This is a genomic window from Exiguobacterium artemiae (genome assembly GCF_033342815.1).
In the GTDB taxonomy this organism is placed as follows: Bacteria; Bacillota; Bacilli; order Exiguobacteriales; family Exiguobacteriaceae; genus Exiguobacterium_A; species Exiguobacterium_A artemiae_A.
Map to the genome: position 1 here is coordinate 194,419 of NZ_JAWPEN010000004.1, position 20,840 is coordinate 215,258.

The following is a 20,840-nucleotide window of genomic DNA, read 5'->3' on the forward strand; positions in this document are numbered from 1 at the left end:
AGCACATCTTTCACAATTATAGATAGTTCAATTTTTTTAAGCAAGGAGATGCGTCTTCTTTTTTTACAGACAAGATTGTTTCACGCAGGTTTGGCCGTAATTTAACGCAATCGTTTTATTTTTAGTAAAAAAGCCCCGGCAACCGGTAACGGTCGCCAGGGATTTGTCTATATTCACTCAGGTAAAACTTTTTTTAAACGCTTATCGAAGTCACGACGCGGCATCAAGATACTGGCGCCACATCCTTGACATTTAATCCGGATATCCATCCCGACACGGATAATTTGCCAACGGTTCGTTCCGCAAGGATGTTGTTTTTTCATTTCGACATAATCATGAAGATTGTACGTTTTTGGCACCATCGGCTTGACCACCATTCCCTTGTTCTGTATTCATCATGACCATCCGTGGATACGGAATCTTAATTCCTTCCAGTTCGAGTCCTTGCTTGAGTTCTTTCCGGATCAATCGTCCGGCCTGGAAATGTTGCATCGGCGGCACTTCCGCCATCAGACGATAGACGACTTCCGAAGGTCCAAGTGTCTGAACGCCAAGCATTTGAATCGGCTCGATAAACATATCTGTATATTTTTCAGTCGTCGCATTCGCGATTTGATGCAAGACCTGTTCGACCCGTTCCAAATCTTCTTCGTACGAAACTTGCACATCGACCAACGCAAAACTGTTGTCGACGGAGAAGTTCGTCACCTGCAGGATTTGTCCGTTCGGAATGATATGGATTTCTCCATTCAATCCTTTTAACTTCGTCGTCCGGATTCCGAGTTCCGTGACGACACCCTCAATCAAACCAACACGGACGAAGTCACCGACTTTGAACTGACGCTCAAAGATGATGAAGGCCCCGGTAATGATATCCTGAACCAGGTTCTTTGCCCCAAACGAGATGGCAAGACCAGCGATACCGGCACTGGCGACCAATCCCGTGATGTTGATCCCGAACTGACTGAGGACCGTCAGAAGCATGACGATACCAAGAACGTAACGGATCGCATTTTGAAGTAATTTCAGCAACGTTTCATTTTGGCGTTGCGCCAGGGAATCGTGTTCATTAATCTTTCGAATCGTAAATAGTCGTGAAACCGCGCCTGTTAAAATACGCATCAGTATATAAAAACCGGCGATGATAATCAGGGCGATTAATAGCTTGAGCCCAAAGCGGATCCACATGTCTGCGTCCATGACTTGTGCAAAAATCCGATCCACTTGAGCGACTGAATCCTGTACGTCTTTATTGGTAGCCATTCTCTCCATCCTTTCGACTTCTCTCTATTACGACAGTATACGTGATTTTAAATGACTTTCAACCAAAGAACCAATTTCGACGTTAGATTTTCACAAAAACCGGGAAAGGAAAATCATTACAGAATGCCTTCACTCTCACCATGACACCAGGATGCTGACACCAGGAGAAGAAAGGATGATCCAGATGAATTTCCGTTTTCATTCTCACGAAAAAAAGCCCTATTCTTTCTTTTTAGAATATACGGAACCATTCGCCAAGGAACGGCTGGCTGAACAGTTGCATGAACAAGTCAGTGCCATGAAAGAAAATCGTCCTGTCGTTCTTGTCTGTATCGGTTCCGACCGGTCGACCGGCGACTCACTTGGACCGCTTGTCGGGACCTTTTTAGAAAAAAACCGTCCTTCGAACATGCATGTCTACGGGACATTAGCCAAACCAGTTCATGCCTTGAATCTAGCGGAAACGATTCATTCGATTCAAACGACACATTACCGTCCGCTTGTCATCGCCATCGACGCCTGTCTCGGCCGTCTGTCCAGTGTCGGTCATGTCTTCTTCTCCGAAGGTCCGCTTGCTCCTGGTGCCGGTGTCCAAAAAGAATTACCGGCTGTCGGTGACTTTAATATTAAAGCGGTCGTGAACGTCAGCGGCTTCATGGAAATGATGATTCTTCAAAATACACGGCTCCACCTCGTTTATGAGTTGGCGGAACTCGTCGCCGACAGTTTTGCCTTGCTCGATACGAAGCTTGCGGCTGAAACGACACGTACGACCATCTCCTTCACACCACGCTCGATTTAAGGGCAACTTTTTTCCTTTCTTTTATCCTGCACCTGTCAAAAAAGGATCCATTCCAAGTCTGACACTGGAATGGATCCTTTGCTGTTACTCTTCTTCCGGTAAAAGCAGTTCGAGAATCCGATTCAAATCGGCCTCGTCCGTAAAATCAATTTCGAGTTTCCCGGCTTGTTTTGTTGTTTTGATCCGGACAGTCGCTCCGATTCGTTCCCGTAACGTTTCTTCGATGAAATCCAGCTCCGTTGACTGTTTGACGGCCGGACGGACTTGTTTTTTTTCACGTAACTCTTGTTCGAGACGACGGACATTCCAATTTTCACGCATAACACGTTCCGCCATCCGTTCGATTTTCAATGGATTTTTTAACGCCAACAAGGCCCGGGCATGACCCATCGATAACCGTTCTTCCATGACGGCTTGTTGGACCTCAACCGGTAACTGTAATAAACGGAGACTGTTCGTAATATGGGAACGACTTTTTCCGACACGGTTCGCAAGCTCTGCCTGTGTGATGTTAAATTCCTCTAACATCTCGGCATAGGCCATGGCTTCTTCAATTGCACTCAAATCCGCACGCTGAATGTTTTCAATCAGTGCCAGTTCCATGACACGGGTTTCGTTCGCTTCAATAATCAAGACCGGAACACGACTGAATCCAGCTTGTTTTGCTGCCTGATAACGACGCTCCCCGGCAATGATTTCGTAAAATCCCTCGCGCGGGCGGACGACAATCGGTTGAATCATTCCGTGCCGCGTCAAGGAATTGGCCAGTTCAGTCAGTGCCTTCTCATGGAACTGTTTGCGTGGCTGCCCCGGGTTCGGCCGGATGGCTCCAATCGGTATTTCATTCATACGTATCTCTCCTAAACGTAGCGGAAGGCACGACCGCTAGTTTACGGACGTGCCTTCACGATGCGGATCCGCACCTCGACATATTCTTCACAATCAACTTCTTCTTTTTCGACCGTCAAACCGGTCCGTTCAATCATATCGACAGAATCACGGATCGTATTTAAAGCGATCCGTGTATCCCGGGCAAAACTTTTGTGACGCTTTTTCGGAACTTTTGGGGTCAATAACCGTTCGACACGTTGTTCCGTCTCTTTGACATTCCATTCGCGTTCGATGATTTCAACCAAAACCTTAAGCTGTAAATCAGCTGCTTTTAACGGCAGGAGAGCCCGGGCATGGCGTTCCGTGATTTTCCGTTGTTTCAGGGCCTCCCGGACCGTTTCCGGTAACCGCAGCAAACGAAGCTTGTTCGCAATCGTTGACTGGCTCCGTCCGAGTCTGCGTGCCAGCACTTCCTGTGTGATTTCCTGCATTGCAAGCAACCGCGCGTACGCTTCCGCTTCTTCGATTGGTGTCAGTTCTTCACGTTGTAGATTTTCGATGAGTGCGAGGGCAGCCGTCGTCTCGTCTGTCATCTCTTTAATGATAGCGGGAATTGTCTCCCATCCGAGCGATTGAACTGCCCGAAAACGGCGTTCGCCGGCGATGATTTCATATCCTTCGCCTTGTTTTCGGACGACAATCGGTTGCAGTAAACCATGTTCTTCAATCGTGGTCGCTAGTTCGGTAATCCGTTCCCCGTCAAAGACGGTCCGCGGCTGGAACCGGTTGGCGACCAGTTCCGTTAACTTCAACTCACGGACAGTATCTTGTGGATCTAGCTCTAGGGAAACGGGTTGTCCTCCCTTACCGAGCAGTTTGGCAATTGCATTCTTCACGTTGGTGTACCTCGCCTTCATCAGTCATCGTTTCACGTGAAACGGTGTTTAACCCAGTGGATCTTTTGCCGGTGTCCCCGCTTTACGCGGATATTTCCCGGGTGTTAATCGTTTTTTATCGACAATTACGATATTACGCTCACTTTCTTCACCTGGCAATTGGAATTGGAAACTTTCCCGCAAATTTCCACCTAACACCTTCAAGGCTGTCGCGCCTTCTTCGAGTTCTTCACCGAGCTTCGCTGCTTTTAACGCGACGAATTGGCCGCCGACTCGGGCAAGCGGTAAACAGTATTCCGCAAGAACGGACATCCGGGCAACGGCACGCGCCGTCACGACATCAAAATGTTCCCGGAACTGTTTATTTTTCCCGAATTCTTCGGCACGTCCGTGGTGGAAAGCGACACCTTCGAGTCCAAGCTCTGTTGCGAGCATGTTCAGGAACCCGATTCGTTTGTTGAGTGAGTCAATAATCGTCACTTTCAGATGCGGGAACATGATTTTGATCGGCAGACTCGGGAAACCGGCGCCGGCACCGACATCACAAACAGTTTCGACTTTTGTAAAATCAAAATAGAATGCTGCCGTGATTGAATCATAAAAGTGTTTCAGGTAAACACCTTCCTCATCCGTGATGGCCGTCAAGTTCATTTTTTCGTTCCATTCGACAAGCAGTTCATAATACTTCCGGAACTGTTGCAATTGATGGTCCGATACTTCTAATCCTTGCTCCGCTAATGCGGTTACGAATTGCTGTTGGTTCATTCTCTTCACTCCGCAGTCAATGCGTATTGGCCTTGCTCGATATAAACAAGCAAAATCGAGATATCAGATGGATTGACCCCTGAAATCCGTGATGCTTGTCCGATCGAAAGCGGACGCACTTGGTTTAGTTTTTGTTTGGCTTCAATTGCGAGACCACTGATGACATCGTAATCGAGACGTTCCGGAAGCCGTTTTTTCTCCATCCGCATCATCCGTTCGACTTGATCAAGCTGTTTGTCGATGTAACCGGCATATTTGACCTGGATTTCGACCTGCTCCGCTGCTTCCGCAGACAAAGCGACCGGCGGCGGTGTCATGTCGGCAATCATCGCATAGGTGATTTCCGGACGTTTCAGTAACGTGATAGCATGTAGTGCCTCTTTCAACGGCGAAACACCGATTTCCGTCAAGCGCTCGTTGACTTCACTCGTTGCTTTAATGACGACTTTTTCGAGTCGTTTCATTTCCCGTTGGATGTCTTCTTTTTTCTCAGCCAGTTTCGCATGGCGTGTCTCGTTGATCAATCCGAGATCGTATCCGATATCAGATAAACGCAAATCGGCATTGTCATGACGCAACAATAACCGGTATTCGGCACGTGACGTCAACAAACGGTACGGTTCGTTTGTTCCTTTTGTGACGAGATCATCGATCATGACACCGATATACCCTTGTGAACGGGACAGAATGAGCGGATCTCGTTCCTGGACTTTCAGGGCCGCGTTGATTCCGGCCATGATGCCTTGTCCGGCTGCTTCTTCGTAGCCGCTTGTACCGTTGATTTGTCCGGCTGTAAACAGTCCGGCGATCCGTTTTGTTTCCAGTGTTGGCCAGAGCTGTGTCGGAACGACGGCATCGTATTCAATCGCATAACCGGGACGCATCATTTCTGATTTTTCAAGTCCTGGAATCGACCGTAAAATATCGTGTTGAACGTCTTCCGGCAGACTTGTTGACAGTCCTTGGACATAGACTTCTTCCGTGTCGCGGCCTTCCGGCTCAAGGAAAATCTGGTGACGCGGTTTATCACTGAAGCGGACGACCTTATCTTCGATCGACGGGCAATAACGGGGACCCGTTCCTTTAATCATTCCGGAGAACATCGGGGAGCGATGGAGATTCGCGTCGATCAATTGGTGCGTATATTCAGTCGTATACGTCAACCAGCACGGAATCTGTTCCGTAATCATCTGTGTTGTTTCATGACTGAACGGCAATGCGACAGCATCACCCGGTTGAATTTCCGTTTTTGAATAATCAATCGTTTTCCCGTCGATCCGGGGTGGTGTACCGGTTTTGAAACGGGCGAGCTCGAAACCGAGTTCTTCCAGGTGTTTAGACAAGTTGACTGACGGCATCTGGTTATTCGGACCGCTCTCATACGACAATTCACCGATGATGATTTTCCCGCGCATGAAAGTTCCGGTCGTGATGATGACCGCTTTTGCCCGGTACTCGGCTCCTGTATTCGTGACGACGCCGACACATGTATCGTCTTCGATGATTAACCGCTCGACGAGTGCTTGACGTAACAACAGATTCGGTTCATCTTCAAGTGCTTTTTTCATCCGGTTTTGGTATTCGAATTTATCCGCCTGTGCCCGAAGTGCACGAACAGCCGGACCTTTTGATGTGTTGAGCATTTTCATTTGAATATACGTCGCGTCAATCGCCCGTGCCATTTCTCCGCCAAGGGCATCGATTTCGCGGACAACGATTCCTTTTGCCGGTCCGCCGATGGACGGATTACAATACATGAATCCGACCATGTCCGGATTCATCGTCAACATGACGGTTTTTGAACCCATACGGGCGGCTGCAAGAGATGCTTCAATCCCTGCATGACCGGCTCCGATGACGATAACATCGAATTCGCCTGCTTGATAAGCCATAACTGTGGTTCCTCCTTTTAAAAATCAACAACCTGACAACATTTATTTCCCTAAACAAAATTGTGAGAATAATTTATCGAGTAAACTGTCCTGCGCTGTGTCCCCGTTGATTTCACCGAGTGTATCCCACGCCCGGCGTAAATCGATTTGGACCATATCGATCGGCATCGACGCTTCCGCCGCTCCGAGTGCATCTTCAATCATTTGACTTGCCTGTTTGATCAATTGAATATGACGGGCATTCGAGACGTATGTCATATCTTGCCCTTCAACCCCTTGTTCAAAGAAGAGGGATGCAATCGCAGCTTCAAGATCCGTGACGCCCGCTTCTTCGAGCAGGGAGGTTGTCACGACGGGACGTCCGTCCGCAAGCTCATTGACACGCGTCAGATCGATTGCTTGTGTTAAGTCACTTTTATTGACGATGATGATTGCATTCATGCCCCGGATCGCTTCAAATAACAGGACGTCTTCTTCCGTCAATGCATCATTTCCGTTTAAGACGAGTAAAATCAAATCGGCGGAGTTTAAGGCTTGCCGCGATTTCTCAACACCCATCCGTTCAACGATATCTTCCGTCTCCCGGATGCCGGCCGTATCAATCAATTTCAGCGGCACACCGCGGACATTGACGTATTCTTCGATCGTATCCCGCGTCGTCCCGGCGATATCCGTGACGATTGCTTTTGCTTCTTGCACCAATGTGTTGAGCAAAGACGATTTTCCGACGTTCGGACGTCCGATAATGGCAGTCGACAAGCCTTCCCGGAGGATTTTCCCTTGTCGTGCCGTCGCCAGAAGTTCCGTTAGAATCCGGCGGACTTCGCCTGCATCTTTCTGGACGATTTGTTGCGTCATTTCTTCCGCATCGTATTCCGGATAATCGATGTTGACTTCAATCGAAGCAATCGTCTGCAACAATTGTTCGCGTAAATCCTGGACCAGTTTTGATAACCGTCCTTCGATTTGACCGACTGCGACTGTCATCGCCCGGTCTGTTTTCGCACGAATCAAATCCATGACGGCTTCTGCTTGTGACAGGTCAATCCGACCGTTCAAAAAGGCCCGTTTCGTAAATTCACCCGGTTCTGCGAGACGAACGTCCGGCTGTTCGAGAATCAGTTCGAGCACGCGATTGACGGCAACGATTCCGCCGTGACAATTCAGTTCGACGACATCTTCCCGCGTAAACGTTTTTGGTGCCCGCATGACACTGACCATGACTTCATCGACGACTTGTTCTGTCGTCTGTTCAACCAATTTTCCATAATGAATCGTATGTGTCGGGACGTCAGTCAACCGGTTGGCGCCGCGGTAGACGCGATCGGCCGTTTCGACTGCTTTTGGACCGGATAAACGGACAATTGCGATTGCGCCTTCACCCATCGGTGTTGAAATGGCGGCTATCGTATCAAATTCCATCATCAGTTGTTCACACCTCGTTTTCTGCAATCTTTTCTTACAATCTTTTCTATAGTGAATGTTCAGGAATATATAAATGGGTATAACGTGACAACTATACACGAAATAGCGCAAAAGAAAAAGAGCGACACTCTGTAAAACGGAGTATCGCTCTCACTTATTGTTAACGCTTCTTTTTCGGTTTTTTCGGAGCAGGAGTTGCGTTTGCTGCTTCTTGTTCACGTTTTGAAGCAATCGTTGCTTCCGTCTGCGCTTTGATTTTCTCACGCATTGGCTTCATGATGGCAATCGTCACGATGATCGAGAAGATGTAACCGACGACCCAGTACAGTGACAGGGCAGATGGTAACGTCACACCCATGACGAAGATCATGATCGGGAAGACGTATAACATGATTTTCATCTGTGGATTGTCATCTTGTCCCGCCATCGAGAGTTTCTGCTGCAGATACGTAAAGATAGCAGACAGGATCGGTAAGATGAAGTACGGATCCGGTTTTCCAAGATCGAACCAGAGGAACGTATGTTGGAAAATCGCCGGTGTATAAATGATTGCGTTATAGAAGGCAATCAAAATCGGCATTTGAATCAAGATCGGTAAACAGCCGGCAAGCGGATTGACATTGTGCTCTTGGTACAGCTTCATCATTTCCTGTTGCAGTTTTTGCTGTGTTTCCTGATCCTTCGAACTGTATTTTTCACGTAACTTGACCATTTCCGGTTGAATGACCTGCATTCCACCCATGCTCTTCGTCTGTTTGATCATCAACGGCAAGATGACGAGACGAACAAGCAACGTCGTAACGATGATTCCGATTCCGTAATCTCCATTAAAGAAATGCGAGATCTCACGAATGAGCCAAGCCATCGGCCAAACAAAATAATGTTTCCAGAAACCTTCTGTGTCACCAGTAATCGGTTCACCTGTTCCATATGTTCCAGGTGTACAACCGGATAGAACGACCGCGAGTACGGACATCAATCCGAGAGTCAGCCAAATCTTAGTTCTTTTGTTCATAATTCCTCCTAGTAATGTTTACACGTGGTCGGTCCTCGAAGTTCTATCTATATATAGAAGCAGGCGAGTGGCCGCTACAAATCAACAGGATATACTACACGTTTATTTTACCTGTCGCTTCCAGACACCGGATCGTTTAAAGACATGGCGTAAACTGTCAGCAACTTCTTGAGCAGTCATCTTCGCAGCCGGATTGCGTGCGATGATCACAAAATCATAATTCGGGGCAAGCGAGGCTTCATGAAGCTGACACGCTTCACGGACATAACGTTTGACTTGGTTGCGAACCACGGCATTCCCGATTTTCTTACTCACCGATAAACCAATCCGAAAGTGAGTTTGCTGCTCTTTCTTTAGTGCATATACGACAAATTGTCGATTTGCGACAGAGGCTCCTCGAGTAAACACCGCTTGGAACTCTTTGTCTTTCTTGACGCGGTATTCCTTCTTCACCTTGATCACACTCCATCCTGTCATCACGAAATTCGTCGTCTTTCATCATATCATAGAATAAACCTGCTCTGCGAGAGTGGTCTTGTGACAAAAGCACGAACATCCTTCAAAACTACAAAAAAAAGATCACCTCAGGCAGCGCCAGAAGTGATCTCCTCATTGCTCGATTATACAGTCAAGGCTTTGCGGCCTTTAAGACGGCGAGCAGCCAAGATCCGGCGGCCACTCTTCGTTGCCATGCGCGCACGGAATCCGTGAACTTTTTTGCGCTTACGGTTGTTTGGGTTGAAAGTTGGTTTCATTAGTCTGCACCTCCTTTAAAAATTACTCTATAAAAATCATCGTTTTCTACTTTAAGGCAGTCTTGTACATTATATAAAGCAAAAGTGACCTTGTCAATGAAAGTTCATAAGAATTATCACAAGCATTTTCAGTAACACATAACGGAATTCGTGAAAATAGGATTCCCCAGTCGGTTTCATATCATACGATACGATTGATCGATCGGATGGAATGGAAAACGAATCAAACAATCCCTTTTTCAAACTATCCACAGACTTATCCACACTATCCACACTTTCCGTGGATAACTCATCACTTTGTCTACAATAGTATTTTTTAAAATTAACGTCAAGGTTTGTTTATATAATTTTTGACGCTGCTTTTTTTCATTTTGTGCATAACTATTTTTGAACGCTTCCTCTTTCGCAAAGTTATACACATCTTATCCACAGTTTATCCACACTGTCCACAGCCTGTGGGTAACTGCCTGTGCATATGTGGATTTACTTGTGGATAAATCGTTCTAACCATTGCCAGACCTCATTTCATTTGATACACTAATTGTGCATAACAAGAACGCAAGACAAATTGATTCTTCAAGTTATACACAACCTGTGGATAACTTTATACACAGAATTCAACCCCTGTGGATAACGTTATCCACAGTTTTTATGTTCTGGGGATAAGTCGTGTTCCTTCATTAACTTTGTCCTGTGCATAAACCTGTGTATAGTTTTTTATATCATGATAGAAAAAGGGGGGTATTTATGAAAAACGCTGCCGAACTTTGGCACAATGTATTATCTGTAATCGAGGAAGAACAACGTACCCCAAAAGCGAGTTACGACATGTGGTTGAAGTCGACTGAGGGTGTCACGCTCAACGGCACGACCTTGATCGTCTCGGCGCCCGCAGCATTTACTGTCACGTGGTTGGAACGTCAGTACTTATCTCTATTAGAAGATACCGTCGAAGAAGTCACGGGAAGCCGGCTGGATATTCAGTTCATTGAGGAAGGTCAAGCAAAACATATGCTTGATCGTCAAAATGAGGAAGTAGAAGTGATGGAAGTTGCTCCTGCGAAGACAAAAGCGCAAAAGACGCCTAAATCGTCCGATGAGCTGGTGATGAGCGAACTCGGACAGTTAAACGAAAAGTATACATTCGATACGTTTGTCATCGGATCGGGGAATCGTTTTGCTCATGCCGCTTCTTTAGCAGTAGCAGAGGCACCCGCCAAAGCCTACAATCCGCTTTTCATCTACGGCGGCGTCGGTCTCGGCAAAACACACTTGATGCATGCGATTGGTCAATATGTCCAGGATCAAAAACTGGGAACAAAAATCGCGTACGTTTCCTCTGAACAGTTCACGAACGACTTCATCAATTCGATTCGGGATAACAAAACAGTTCAATTCCGCAATAAATACCGGAACATCGATGTACTATTAATAGATGATATTCAGTTCCTCGCCGGAAAAGAACAAACGCAGGAAGAGTTTTTCCACACATTTAATGCCTTGCATAACGATCAGAAACAAATCATCATCTCAAGCGACCGTCCACCAAAAGAAATTCCGACGCTTGAAGATCGCTTGCGTTCCCGTTTCGAGTGGGGCTTGATTACAGACATCACGCCACCGGATCTCGAAACCCGGATTGCGATTCTTCGGAAAAAAGCGAATGCCGAACAACTGGACGTTTCCAATGAAGTCATGCTTTATATTGCAAGCCAGATTGATACGAACATCCGGGAACTTGAAGGCGCGTTAACCCGCGTCATTGCTTACGCTAACCTGGTTGGACGGACGATTGATCCGAATGTCGCAGCTGAAGCCCTGCATAATATCATGCCTGCAAGTGAACCGCGGAAAGTCACGATTCGGGATATCCAGGAATCGGTCAGTAAACACTTTAATCTGCCGTTTGACGATTTAAAAGCTAAAAAACGGACGAAGTCAATTGCTTTTCCCCGTCAAATTGCCATGTATCTGTCGCGGGAGATGACAGAAAGCTCGTTACCGAAGATTGGTGAGGAGTTTGGGGGACGTGATCACACGACCGTCATTCATGCACATGAAAAAATCAGTACGCTCGTCAAATCGGATGGAGAAACGGGAAAAGTCATCGAACAAATCAAGCATGAATTGAAACATTCGTAAAACCTGTGGATAAGCTGTGGATAAAACAGCCTAGTTATCCACAAGTTATCCACACGCGTTTTGGCTCTATACCAAGTTATCCACCGACTTATCCACACTATCCACAGCCCCTAATACTATTATTAAAAAAATATATTATTATGTTATGATGATGTAACGCCCATTTTGAGAGGAGCTTAACGACAATATGCATATTACAATTCAACGGGATACTTTAATCCAAGCAATTCAAGATGTAGCAAAAGCTGTTTCATCCCGGACAACGATTCCGATCTTAACGGGAATCAAACTCGAAGCCCATGGAGACGGTATGACGCTGACAGGAAGCGATACGGAAATCTCGATTGAACGGACGATTTACGCGGAAGAGAACGGAACATCTTATGTGACGGTCCATCGTGCAGGTAGTGTTGTCTTAAACGCCCGCTTCTTCGGTGATATCGTGAAAAAGTTACCCACAGATGAAGTCATCCTTGAAGTCTCACCAAACTTCATGACACGGATCCAATCGGGTACGGCAGAGTTTCACCTGAATGGACTTGATCCGGATGAATTTCCGCGCTTACCGCAAGTCGACGGCGGACAGCAGTTCCGTTTACCGGCTGATCTGTTACGGTCAATGATCCGTCAAACGAGTTTTGCCGTTGCTGTACAGGAAACACGTCCTGTATTGACGGGTGTTAACTTCTCGGCGGATAAAGACATCCTGACATGCGTCTCGACGGACAGTCACCGACTGGCCTTACGACGGGCACAGTTTGAAACGGATAACGAGATTTCGTTCCAAAACGTCATCGTCCCAGGAAAAAGCTTAAACGAATTATCCAAATTACTTAGTGATGGTCACGTCGACATCACGATTACGAATCAACAAATCCTGTTTAAGATGAAACATGTCTTATTCTTCTCGCGTCTTCTTGACGGCAACTATCCGGACACATCCCGTTTGATTCCGGAAGAGTACCGCACGGCAGTCCGCATGAATGCGAAGGAATTACTTCAAGCAATCGACCGTGCGTCACTGCTTGCTCGCGAAGACCGTAACAACGTCATCAAGTTTGCAGCAGAAGGAACGACGGCAGTCGAGATTTCTTCCCACTCACCGGAAGTCGGTAAAGTGTCGGAACAAGTCAGCATCTTATCGCTTGAAGGAGAAGAGTTAAAAATCTCGTTCAACTCAAAATACATGATGGATGCGCTAAAGGCACTCGATGCAACAGATATCGAAATCCAGTTCACCGGTTCGATCCGCCCGTTCATCCTGCACCCGGTTGACCAAGACAACGTCTTACAGCTGATCCTTCCAGTCCGGACAGCATGATTTATACCCAAGGAACCGTTTATGTTCCTTGGGCTTTTTTTGAAATCCGCATATACGTTCGTTCATTTTGCCAAATCGTAAGTTTTTTAGTACAATAAAGAGTACGTCATTTATAATATGTAGGTAGGAGGAGTCAAACCATGAATCAAATCAAGATTTCAACAGAATATGTCACATTAGGTCAGTTCCTGAAACTTTCTGATATCATCTCGAGCGGTGGACAAGCTAAACCATTTCTCGCCGAGGTACCCATTCTTGTCAACGGTGAAGTCGATCAGCGACGCGGTCGTAAATTACGGGATGGAGATGTGATTGACGTAGAAGATTACGGTCAGTTCATCATTAAGAACGAGGGAAACTAACGTGCGACTAGATTCGGTCCGACTCAGTCACTACCGCAACTATGAGTCGTTGGAATTATCTTTTTCCGAAAAGACGAATGTGCTGATTGGAGAGAATGCACAAGGGAAGACAAACCTCCTTGAAGCCATTTACGTTCTGGCTCTTGCGAAGTCCCACCGGACGACGCATGACAAAGAATTGATCCAGTGGGATGCCGAGACAGCCCGTGTCGAAGGACGGATTCACAAGAGAAGAGGATCACATTCGCAGGAAATCGCGATTTCAAGCCGTGGTAAAAAAGCGAAGCTAAATCATCTCGAACAGCGCCGGCTCAGTGATTATGTTGGTGCGTTGAATATCGTGCTGTTTGCACCGGAAGACTTACACATCGTCAAAGGCAGTCCTCAAATCAGACGTCGTTTTTTGGATATGGAAATTGGTCAGGTCAGCCCGGTCTATCTACATGAATTAAGTCAGTATTTAAAAGTCCTCAAACAACGGAATGCATTGCTTAAGCAGTTATCGATGAAAGGTGGGGACGAAACGTTCCTCGATGTCTTGACGGAGCAGATGATTACGCTTGCCGTTAAAATCGTTCAGCGCCGTCATCACTTCATTGCCCAGCTCGAAAAGTGGGCACGTCCGATTCATGAAGGAATCAGTCGCGGACAGGAACAGCTCGTCCTTATTTACCGTTCGGATACATTCAGCAATGATTTGCTCGATGTTGAAGGAATGACTGCTTCTTACATGCAGAAGTTTGGTAAAATGAAGACAAACGAAATCCGAAGAGGTGTGACGTTGTTCGGTCCGCACCGGGATGACTTCGAAATGGAAGTCAACGGTCGGAACGTCCAGACTTATGGTTCACAAGGACAGCAACGAACGGCAGCACTCTCTTTGAAATTAGCAGAGATTGAATTGATTCATGAAGAAGTGGGGGAATATCCATTGCTACTTCTAGACGATGTCTTATCCGAGCTCGATGATCATCGTCAAACCCATTTGCTCGATACGATGCAACAAAAGGTGCAGACCATTCTGACGACAACGAGTGTCGATGGAATTGCACATGAAACGATCAAACAGGCGAAGTTGTTCCACGTGAAACAGGGGGCCGTCATTTTGGAAGAGACATCATACAAAGAAATAGTAGGTGAGAAAACCGATGAGTAATCATGAAGATATGGAATTAGAACAAGGGTACGGTGCCGATCAAATTCAGGTGCTTGAAGGTCTAGAAGCCGTTCGGAAACGTCCGGGTATGTATATCGGATCGACTGCATCGAAGGGGCTTCACCATTTGGTGTGGGAAATCGTCGATAACTCGATCGATGAAGCACTTGCAGGATATTGCGATACAATCAAAGTCACGATTGAACCGGGTAACTCGATTCTGGTCGAAGATAACGGACGGGGAATCCCGGTCGATATCCAAGAGAAGATGGGCCGTCCGGCAGTCGAAGTCATTTTGACAGTCCTTCATGCCGGCGGTAAATTCGGCGGCGGCGGATACAAAGTATCCGGTGGACTTCACGGTGTCGGGGCATCTGTCGTTAACGCCCTGTCGACGAAACTTGAAGTATTCGTCAAACGGAATGAAAAGTTGTATTACCAAGCGTATCACCGCGGTGTGCCTGCTGCCGATTTAGAAATTATCGGTACGTCGGAAGAAACCGGGACGATGATTCGTTTCTTCCCGGATGATGAAATCTTCCAGGAAACTCTCGAATACGATTACGATCTGCTGGCGACACGTCTTCGTGAGCTCGCATTCTTAAATAAAGGACTGACGATTGAAATTACGGATGATCGTGCGGATGAACCGATTACGCGCAGCTTCCACTACGAAGGCGGAATCAAGTCTTACGTCGAGCATTTAAACCGTTCGAAAGAAGTCGTCCATGAAGAACCCGTTTATGTACACGGGAACCGCGACGGGATTGAAGTCGAAGTCGCGTTGCAATATAACGATGGTTTTGCAGCCAACATCTATTCGTTCACGAACAATATCCCGACCCATGAGGGCGGAACACACGAAACCGGTTTTAAGACGGCTTTGACACGTGTCATCAATGACTACGCGAAAAAATTCGGTCTGATGAAAGAAGCCGACGGTACGTTGTCCGGTGAAGATGTACGTGAAGGGATGACAGCGATCGTCTCGATCAAACACCCGAATCCACAGTTCGAAGGACAGACGAAAACGAAACTCGGCAACTCGGATGCACGGACAGCAACGGATACGTTGTTCTCGTCTGCGTTTGAACAGTTCATGATGGAGAATCCGACAAGTGCCCGTGCCATCGTCGAAAAAGGAATGATGGCGTCTCGTGCCCGGATGGCTGCGAAACGTGCCCGTGAATTAACACGACGTAAAGGTGTCCTTGAAGTCAGTTCACTTCCAGGGAAACTTGCCGACTGTTCATCACGTGATGCGACGATTTCTGAAATCTACATCGTTGAGGGTGACTCGGCGGGTGGTTCAGCGAAATCTGGACGTGATCGTCATTTCCAAGCCATCTTACCGATCCGAGGTAAGATCTTGAACGTCGAAAAAGCACGCCTTGATAAGATTCTCGGCAGTAACGAAATCCGGACGATCATTACGGCGCTCGGAACAAGTATCGGTTCTGAATTCAATATCGAAAAAGCTCGGTATCACAAAGTCATCATCATGACCGATGCCGACGTCGATGGTGCCCACATCCGGACACTGTTATTGACATTCTTCTACCGTTACATGCGTCCGCTGGTCGAGCACGGCTACGTCTACATTGCCCAACCGCCGCTTTATGGAATCAAGCAAGGAAAAAACATCACGTACGTCCACAACGAGCGTGAGTTGAACGAAGCACTGGCAGCACTTCCGGAAAACGCACGATACGACATTCAGCGTTATAAAGGTCTCGGTGAGATGGATCCGGAGCAACTGTGGGAAACCACGATGGATCCGAGTGGTCGTCAAATGCTGCGTGTCGAATTACAGGACGCGATCGAAGCAGATGAGGTCTTTGACATTTTGATGGGAGACCAGGTAGAACCACGTCGTGACTTTATCCAGTCGCACGCCCACTATGTGAAGAACTTGGATATTTAACGTTGAATAGAGAGGGTGGCCATACGAATGTCCGATCAACAAGGAATCATTAAAGATATCAACATCAGTCAAGAAATGCGTACATCCTTCATGGATTATGCGATGAGCGTTATCGTCGCACGTGCTTTACCGGATGTCCGTGACGGTTTAAAACCGGGTCATCGTCGTATTTTATATGCGATGAATGACCTCGGGATCCGCGCGGATAAACCGCACAAGAAGTCTGCCCGTATCGTCGGTGAAGTTATCGGTAAGTATCACCCGCACGGTGATTCTGCTGTTTACGACACGATGGTTCGTATGGCACAGGACTTCAGCTACCGGTATGAGCTCGTCGACGGTCACGGAAACTTCGGTTCGGTCGACGGCGACTCCGCTGCAGCCATGCGATATACGGAAGCCCGTATGTCAAAAATCGCAATGGAAATTGTACGTGATATCAATAAAAACACTGTTAATTTTAAAGATAACTACGATGGATCAGAACGGGAACCGGAAGTGTTACCGTCCCGCTTCCCGAACTTGCTTGTCAACGGTTCGAGCGGGATTGCAGTCGGGATGGCAACGAATATCCCACCGCACCAGCTCGGTGAAGTCATCGATGGAGTCCTTGCGTTATCGCATAATCCGGACATCACGATTTCTGAACTGATGCAGCATATTCCAGGACCTGACTTCCCGACAGCTGGAGAAATCTTGGGCCGCAGCGGAATTCGCCGCGCTTATGAAACCGGTCGTGGATCAATCATCGTCCGGGCGAAAGCCGAAATCGAACAGACAAAAAAAGATCGCGAACGGATCATCGTGACGGAGTTGCCGTACCAGGTCAACAAAGCCCGTCTCGTTGAAAAAATTGCCGATCTTGTCCGTGAGAAAAAAATCGAAGGTATCACCGATTTGCGTGATGAGTCTGATCGCCGTGGTATGCGTGTCGTGATGGAGATCCGTCGTGATGCGAATGCGAGTGTCATCCTGAACAATCTCTACAAACAGACATCGATGCAGACGACGTTCGGTGTCAACATGCTTGCCATCGTCAGTGGACGTCCGCGTACCCTGACGCTGAAGGAAATGTTGTACCACTATCTCGAGCACCAAAAAGAAATCGTCCGTCGCCGGACACAGTTTGATCTCGAGAAAGCAGAAGCACGGGAACATCTTCTTGCAGGCCTGCGGATTGCGCTTGATCACCTCGATGAAGTCATTAAGATCATCCGTGCCAACCGCACAGCAGATGCTGCCCGTGAACAGTTGATGGAACGATTTGAATTATCCGAGAAACAATCACAAGCGATTCTTGATATGCGTCTACAGCGTCTGACTGGTCTCGAACGTGAGAAAATCGATGCCGAGTACGATGAGATCATGGCGTTGATTACAGAACTCAAACGAATCCTTGAAAGTGATGAAGTCTTGCTCGAATTGATCCGGACAGAACTTGAAGAGGTGAAAGAACGCTTCAACGACCAGCGCCGGACCGAAATTCGGATGGACCACATCGAGTTTGAGGACGAAGACTTGATTCCGGAAAAAGATATCATCATTACGTTGACAAGCAGCGGCTACATCAAACGTCTTACGACGGATTCGTACCGTGCTCAACGACGTGGTGGACGTGGTGTCCAAGGAATCGGTACAAACGATGCGGATTATGTAACACGCCTCTTGTCGTGTTCGACGCACGATACGATTCTGTTCTTTACGAACCGCGGAAAAGTCTACCGGATTCGTGGCTATGAAGTGCCGGAGATGAGCCGGACGTCAAAAGGTGTTCCGATCATCAACTTGATTCAAATCGAGCGTGATGAGAAGGTCGAGACGATGATTCCGGTCAACTTTAAACGTTACCTCGAAGAACAAGAGGCTGCGGAAGCAACCGAAAACATCATTGATGTCGAAGTCACTGCAGAAGATGCACCGGATGGTCTTGAAGAACCGGAGGAAGCGCTTGATGCAGAAGAAGTGATGCAGGATGAACAGAAATCGTTGATCTTCATGACGCGTAAAGGTCGTGTCAAACGTTCACCGTTATCTGCTTATGCCCGAATCAACAAAAATGGATTGATTGCGATTCGTCTGTTTGAAGATGATGAATTGACATCTGTCCGTCTTGCTTCGACAGAAGATGAAGTCTTTACTGTCTCAAATACCGGAAAAGCGATCCGCTTCCCGATTACGAACGTGCGCTCGATGGGCCGTGGTGCCCGCGGTGTCAAAGCGATGAACTTATCGGCAGACGCAATCGTCATCGGAATGGAACTTGCCCGTGATGAACAGGATGTACTCGTCATTACGGAAAAAGGTTTCGGTAAACGAACGCCAATGACAGAGTTCCGGACACAATCACGTGGTGGTAAAGGATTGATTGCCAGCAAAGTGACGGACCGGGTCGGACAAATCGTGGCACTCCGGATTGTGGATGTCGATGATGACATCATGATCATGACGGAAAGCGGCATCGTCATTCGAACGGATTCACAAAATATCTCGAGTGTCGGACGTAATGCACAAGGGGTTAAAGTGATTCGAATCGAAGAAGGCGACCGTGTTGCGACAGTTGCGAAACTGAAAAAAGAAGATGCTGTCGAGGAAGAGGGTACTGTACTGGAAGAAGGCGAAACGGGTTCGGAAGAACAGACGGTTTCCACTTCTGAAATGAACAGTGAATCTGAGCAGACAGAAGAATAAACGAAGCAGAACGACATACAGCAGAGTGGGGACAACTTGTCTTTACTCTGCTATTTTTCTAAAAATCACTTAGGGAAAGGGACGAGACAACGATGCGTGTGGCAAGTGAGCGACTTATTCTTGGTGACCGGATAACCGAGTCTTTGTTTTTACATACAGATATTCCAATCGTCGAGGCAGGAAAAAAAATCGGGGCAGATGAGTTAAGACGAATCAAACGGTTTTTGATTAAAGAGGTGGACATCGAGGATCGGCCTGAAGGTATGAGCGAAGCTTCGATGATGGATCAAGAACTGGACGACATGACAGAAGACAGTGTATTTGATTCATTGATCGAGACTTATAATCAGGTGTTCACTTCCTGGGAGCAGGGATTGGTTCCAAATGTATACGATGCATTGAGATGGGTGAAGGAATCAATGCCGGAGACGATGCGTCGTGACGACATCTTACCGTATTTCCTAGAGCGCGGAACAGAAGCTTATACGGTTCGACATGCGATTTACCGGGGGGCAATTGCGCAACTGCTCGCAGAGGCAGCGGGAAAAGAGCGCAAGATGATTCACGATTTATGGGTCGCGTCCTATTTTGCCGATTGTGGATTAGCGCGCATCATGGAATGGCGTCATACAAAACGCTATGAAGCGATGCAGCAAGAAATCTTCCACCGTCATCCTGCAATGGCGTTCCAAGCCTTACAAAAGGAAAACATCATTTCCGACACAGTCAAACGGTTGATTGTTCAACATCACGAACGGTTGGACGGTTCCGGATATCCCTTGAAAGTCAAAGGGGATAAAATCATGGATCATACAAGACTGTTCATCGTGGCAGACGTGTTTGCCGCCATGACAAGTTGGCGTCCGTACCGTGAAGCATATAAAGTATATGATGCATACTGCCATCTAAAAGCGCGGCCTATGCAATATGATTCGAAATATGTCATGCTCCTTGGACAGTTGCTCTTACCGATTGAACCAGGTGACCGTGTCTTGATGAGTAATGGAAAGATTGCAACAGTCCTTCGAAAAAACAATGTATTTGACCGCCCGGTGATTGCGTATGAAGAACATAACCGGCGTATTGTTAAAGATTTGATGGAGGACCGGCAGCTGAACATCATTCAGCTCATGGATTAAAGATCTGTGTCATCTGCATTATATATAGAAGGAACACTCTCTTTTTCGTCATAAATCTGATGAAAAAAAGAGTTTTTCTTTTTTTTATAAAAAACACTTGTACAATAATAAATCCCATGGTATATTATTTCTTGTCCTTAAGAGGACGAGCGCACTGCACGAAACAAGAAAAAAACTTCTTTTAAAAAGTTGTTGACTTATTGTTTCAGACTTGGTATTCTAATTGAGTCGCCAAAACAGGCGCAGACGAACTTTGAAAACTGAACGATGAGGCAAAAAACGTATCTTCGGATACAAACAATGAATGAAGCGCAAGCTTCGTCAACGTGACTCCGGTCACAAAAACGAGCAAGTCAAACACTTTATGGAGAGTTTGATCCTGGCTCAGGACGAACGCTGGCGGCGTGCCTAATACATGCAAGTCGAGCGCAGGAAGCTCACGGAACTCTTCGGAGGGAAGTGAA

General features: G+C 47.0%; 18 protein-coding genes and 1 rRNA gene. 9 read left to right on the plus strand and 10 right to left on the minus strand.

The genetic code is table 11. The features are described 5' to 3' along the window. Positions 1–173: 173 nt before the first annotated feature. Positions 174–362, minus strand: a complete 189-nt coding sequence (locus R7V76_RS06490; protein ID WP_214766766.1) for a DUF951 domain-containing protein — start codon at positions 360–362, stop codon at positions 174–176. After that, entirely contained in the window at positions 334–1,263 is a 930-nt protein-coding gene (locus tag R7V76_RS06495) for a mechanosensitive ion channel family protein (protein WP_214766764.1), read from the minus strand. Before R7V76_RS06495 ends, R7V76_RS06490 begins: the two co-directional genes overlap by 29 nt. 184 nt (positions 1,264–1,447) lie before the next feature. On the opposite strand from R7V76_RS06495, the gene yyaC reads away from it, so the two are divergent. After that, positions 1,448–2,065: a spore protease YyaC gene (gene yyaC, locus R7V76_RS06500; protein WP_041262072.1), complete on the plus strand. Its 618-nt coding sequence runs from the start codon at positions 1,448–1,450 to the stop codon at positions 2,063–2,065. Between the two features lie 84 nt (positions 2,066–2,149). Here yyaC and R7V76_RS06505 read toward each other — a convergent pair whose 3' ends face one another. The 8 genes from R7V76_RS06505 to rpmH form a co-directional block, all read right to left on the minus strand. Then, complete coding sequence (locus R7V76_RS06505) at positions 2,150–2,914, minus strand: ParB/RepB/Spo0J family partition protein (RefSeq protein WP_214766762.1); 765 nt, start codon at positions 2,912–2,914, stop codon at positions 2,150–2,152. Positions 2,915–2,955: 41 nt separating this feature from the next. After that, positions 2,956–3,813, minus strand: a complete 858-nt coding sequence (noc, locus tag R7V76_RS06510) for a nucleoid occlusion protein (RefSeq protein WP_440137043.1) — start codon at positions 3,811–3,813, stop codon at positions 2,956–2,958. Between the two features lie 27 nt (positions 3,814–3,840). Then, positions 3,841–4,557 (minus strand): 16S rRNA (guanine(527)-N(7))-methyltransferase RsmG, encoded by a 717-nt coding sequence (gene rsmG, locus R7V76_RS06515; protein WP_012371905.1) that lies wholly within the window; start codon positions 4,555–4,557, stop codon positions 3,841–3,843. 5 nt (positions 4,558–4,562) lie between these two features. Continuing rightward, a complete protein-coding gene (mnmG, locus tag R7V76_RS06520; RefSeq protein WP_318091669.1) occupies positions 4,563–6,449 on the minus strand; it encodes a tRNA uridine-5-carboxymethylaminomethyl(34) synthesis enzyme MnmG in 1,887 nt (628 codons plus the stop codon). Between the two features lie 42 nt (positions 6,450–6,491). Then, a complete protein-coding gene (gene mnmE / locus R7V76_RS06525; RefSeq protein ID WP_285801104.1) occupies positions 6,492–7,874 on the minus strand; it encodes a tRNA uridine-5-carboxymethylaminomethyl(34) synthesis GTPase MnmE in 1,383 nt (460 codons plus the stop codon). A gap of 160 nt (positions 7,875–8,034) precedes the next feature. After that, the gene (gene yidC / locus R7V76_RS06530; RefSeq protein ID WP_012371908.1) at positions 8,035–8,889 is read right to left on the minus strand and encodes a membrane protein insertase YidC; all 855 of its coding nucleotides are present in this window, start codon (positions 8,887–8,889) and stop codon (positions 8,035–8,037) included. A gap of 102 nt (positions 8,890–8,991) precedes the next feature. Then, complete coding sequence (gene rnpA / locus R7V76_RS06535; RefSeq protein WP_012371909.1) at positions 8,992–9,342, minus strand: ribonuclease P protein component; 351 nt, start codon at positions 9,340–9,342, stop codon at positions 8,992–8,994. Between the two features lie 167 nt (positions 9,343–9,509). After that, positions 9,510–9,644, minus strand: coding sequence for a 50S ribosomal protein L34 (gene rpmH, locus R7V76_RS06540; protein WP_012371910.1), 135 nt, complete (start codon positions 9,642–9,644; stop codon positions 9,510–9,512). Between the two features lie 747 nt (positions 9,645–10,391). On the opposite strand from rpmH, the gene dnaA reads away from it, so the two are divergent. From dnaA to R7V76_RS06580, 8 genes are all read left to right on the plus strand, one after another. Then, on the plus strand, positions 10,392–11,786 hold the full coding sequence (gene dnaA, locus R7V76_RS06545) for a chromosomal replication initiator protein DnaA (protein ID WP_012368915.1): 1,395 nt from the start codon (positions 10,392–10,394) through the stop codon (positions 11,784–11,786). 187 nt (positions 11,787–11,973) lie between these two features. Next, positions 11,974–13,107 carry a DNA polymerase III subunit beta gene (gene dnaN, locus R7V76_RS06550; RefSeq protein ID WP_012368916.1) on the plus strand — a complete coding sequence of 378 codons (1,134 nt, stop codon included), beginning with the start codon at positions 11,974–11,976 and terminating at the stop codon, positions 13,105–13,107. 140 nt (positions 13,108–13,247) lie between these two features. Continuing rightward, positions 13,248–13,469, plus strand: a complete 222-nt coding sequence (gene yaaA / locus R7V76_RS06555) for a S4 domain-containing protein YaaA (RefSeq protein ID WP_012368917.1) — start codon at positions 13,248–13,250, stop codon at positions 13,467–13,469. A gap of 1 nt (position 13,470) precedes the next feature. Beyond that, entirely contained in the window at positions 13,471–14,625 is a 1,155-nt protein-coding gene (recF, locus tag R7V76_RS06560; RefSeq protein ID WP_012368918.1) for a DNA replication/repair protein RecF, read from the plus strand. A 10-nt stretch (positions 14,626–14,635) separates the two neighbouring features. Beyond that, positions 14,636–16,549 carry a DNA topoisomerase (ATP-hydrolyzing) subunit B gene (gene gyrB / locus R7V76_RS06565; protein WP_200868725.1) on the plus strand — a complete coding sequence of 638 codons (1,914 nt, stop codon included), beginning with the start codon at positions 14,636–14,638 and terminating at the stop codon, positions 16,547–16,549. A gap of 27 nt (positions 16,550–16,576) precedes the next feature. Then, on the plus strand, positions 16,577–19,237 hold the full coding sequence (gyrA, locus tag R7V76_RS06570; protein WP_290827913.1) for a DNA gyrase subunit A: 2,661 nt from the start codon (positions 16,577–16,579) through the stop codon (positions 19,235–19,237). Between the two features lie 92 nt (positions 19,238–19,329). Beyond that, positions 19,330–20,376, plus strand: coding sequence for an HD-GYP domain-containing protein (locus R7V76_RS06575; protein WP_290827911.1), 1,047 nt, complete (start codon positions 19,330–19,332; stop codon positions 20,374–20,376). 361 nt (positions 20,377–20,737) lie between these two features. Further along, positions 20,738–20,840, plus strand: a 16S ribosomal RNA gene (locus R7V76_RS06580); the annotation flags it as partial.

Excerpts from the sequence above, each read along its gene's own strand:
- mnmG (WP_318091669.1), bottom strand. The coding sequence starts at position 6,449 with ATGGCTTATCAAGCAGGCGAATTCGATGTTATCGTCATCGGAGCCGGT.
- R7V76_RS06505 (WP_214766762.1), bottom strand. The coding sequence starts at position 2,914 with ATGAATGAAATACCGATTGGAGCCATCCGGCCGAACCCGGGGCAGCCA.
- gyrA (WP_290827913.1), top strand. The coding sequence starts at position 16,577 with ATGTCCGATCAACAAGGAATCATTAAAGATATCAACATCAGTCAAGAA.
- yidC (WP_012371908.1), bottom strand. The coding sequence starts at position 8,889 with ATGAACAAAAGAACTAAGATTTGGCTGACTCTCGGATTGATGTCCGTA.
- dnaN (WP_012368916.1), top strand. The coding sequence starts at position 11,974 with ATGCATATTACAATTCAACGGGATACTTTAATCCAAGCAATTCAAGAT.
- mnmE (WP_285801104.1), bottom strand. The coding sequence starts at position 7,874 with ATGATGGAATTTGATACGATAGCCGCCATTTCAACACCGATGGGTGAA.
- gyrB (WP_200868725.1), top strand. The coding sequence starts at position 14,636 with ATGGAATTAGAACAAGGGTACGGTGCCGATCAAATTCAGGTGCTTGAA.
- dnaA (WP_012368915.1), top strand. The coding sequence starts at position 10,392 with ATGAAAAACGCTGCCGAACTTTGGCACAATGTATTATCTGTAATCGAG.
- R7V76_RS06495 (WP_214766764.1), bottom strand. The coding sequence starts at position 1,263 with ATGGCTACCAATAAAGACGTACAGGATTCAGTCGCTCAAGTGGATCGG.
- yaaA (WP_012368917.1), top strand. The coding sequence starts at position 13,248 with ATGAATCAAATCAAGATTTCAACAGAATATGTCACATTAGGTCAGTTC.
- R7V76_RS06490 (WP_214766766.1), bottom strand. The coding sequence starts at position 362 with ATGGTGCCAAAAACGTACAATCTTCATGATTATGTCGAAATGAAAAAA.
- rsmG (WP_012371905.1), bottom strand. The coding sequence starts at position 4,557 with ATGAACCAACAGCAATTCGTAACCGCATTAGCGGAGCAAGGATTAGAA.
- R7V76_RS06575 (WP_290827911.1), top strand. The coding sequence starts at position 19,330 with ATGCGTGTGGCAAGTGAGCGACTTATTCTTGGTGACCGGATAACCGAG.
- noc (WP_440137043.1), bottom strand. The coding sequence starts at position 3,813 with ATGAAGGCGAGGTACACCAACGTGAAGAATGCAATTGCCAAACTGCTC.
- rpmH (WP_012371910.1), bottom strand. The coding sequence starts at position 9,644 with ATGAAACCAACTTTCAACCCAAACAACCGTAAGCGCAAAAAAGTTCAC.
- yyaC (WP_041262072.1), top strand. The coding sequence starts at position 1,448 with ATGAATTTCCGTTTTCATTCTCACGAAAAAAAGCCCTATTCTTTCTTT.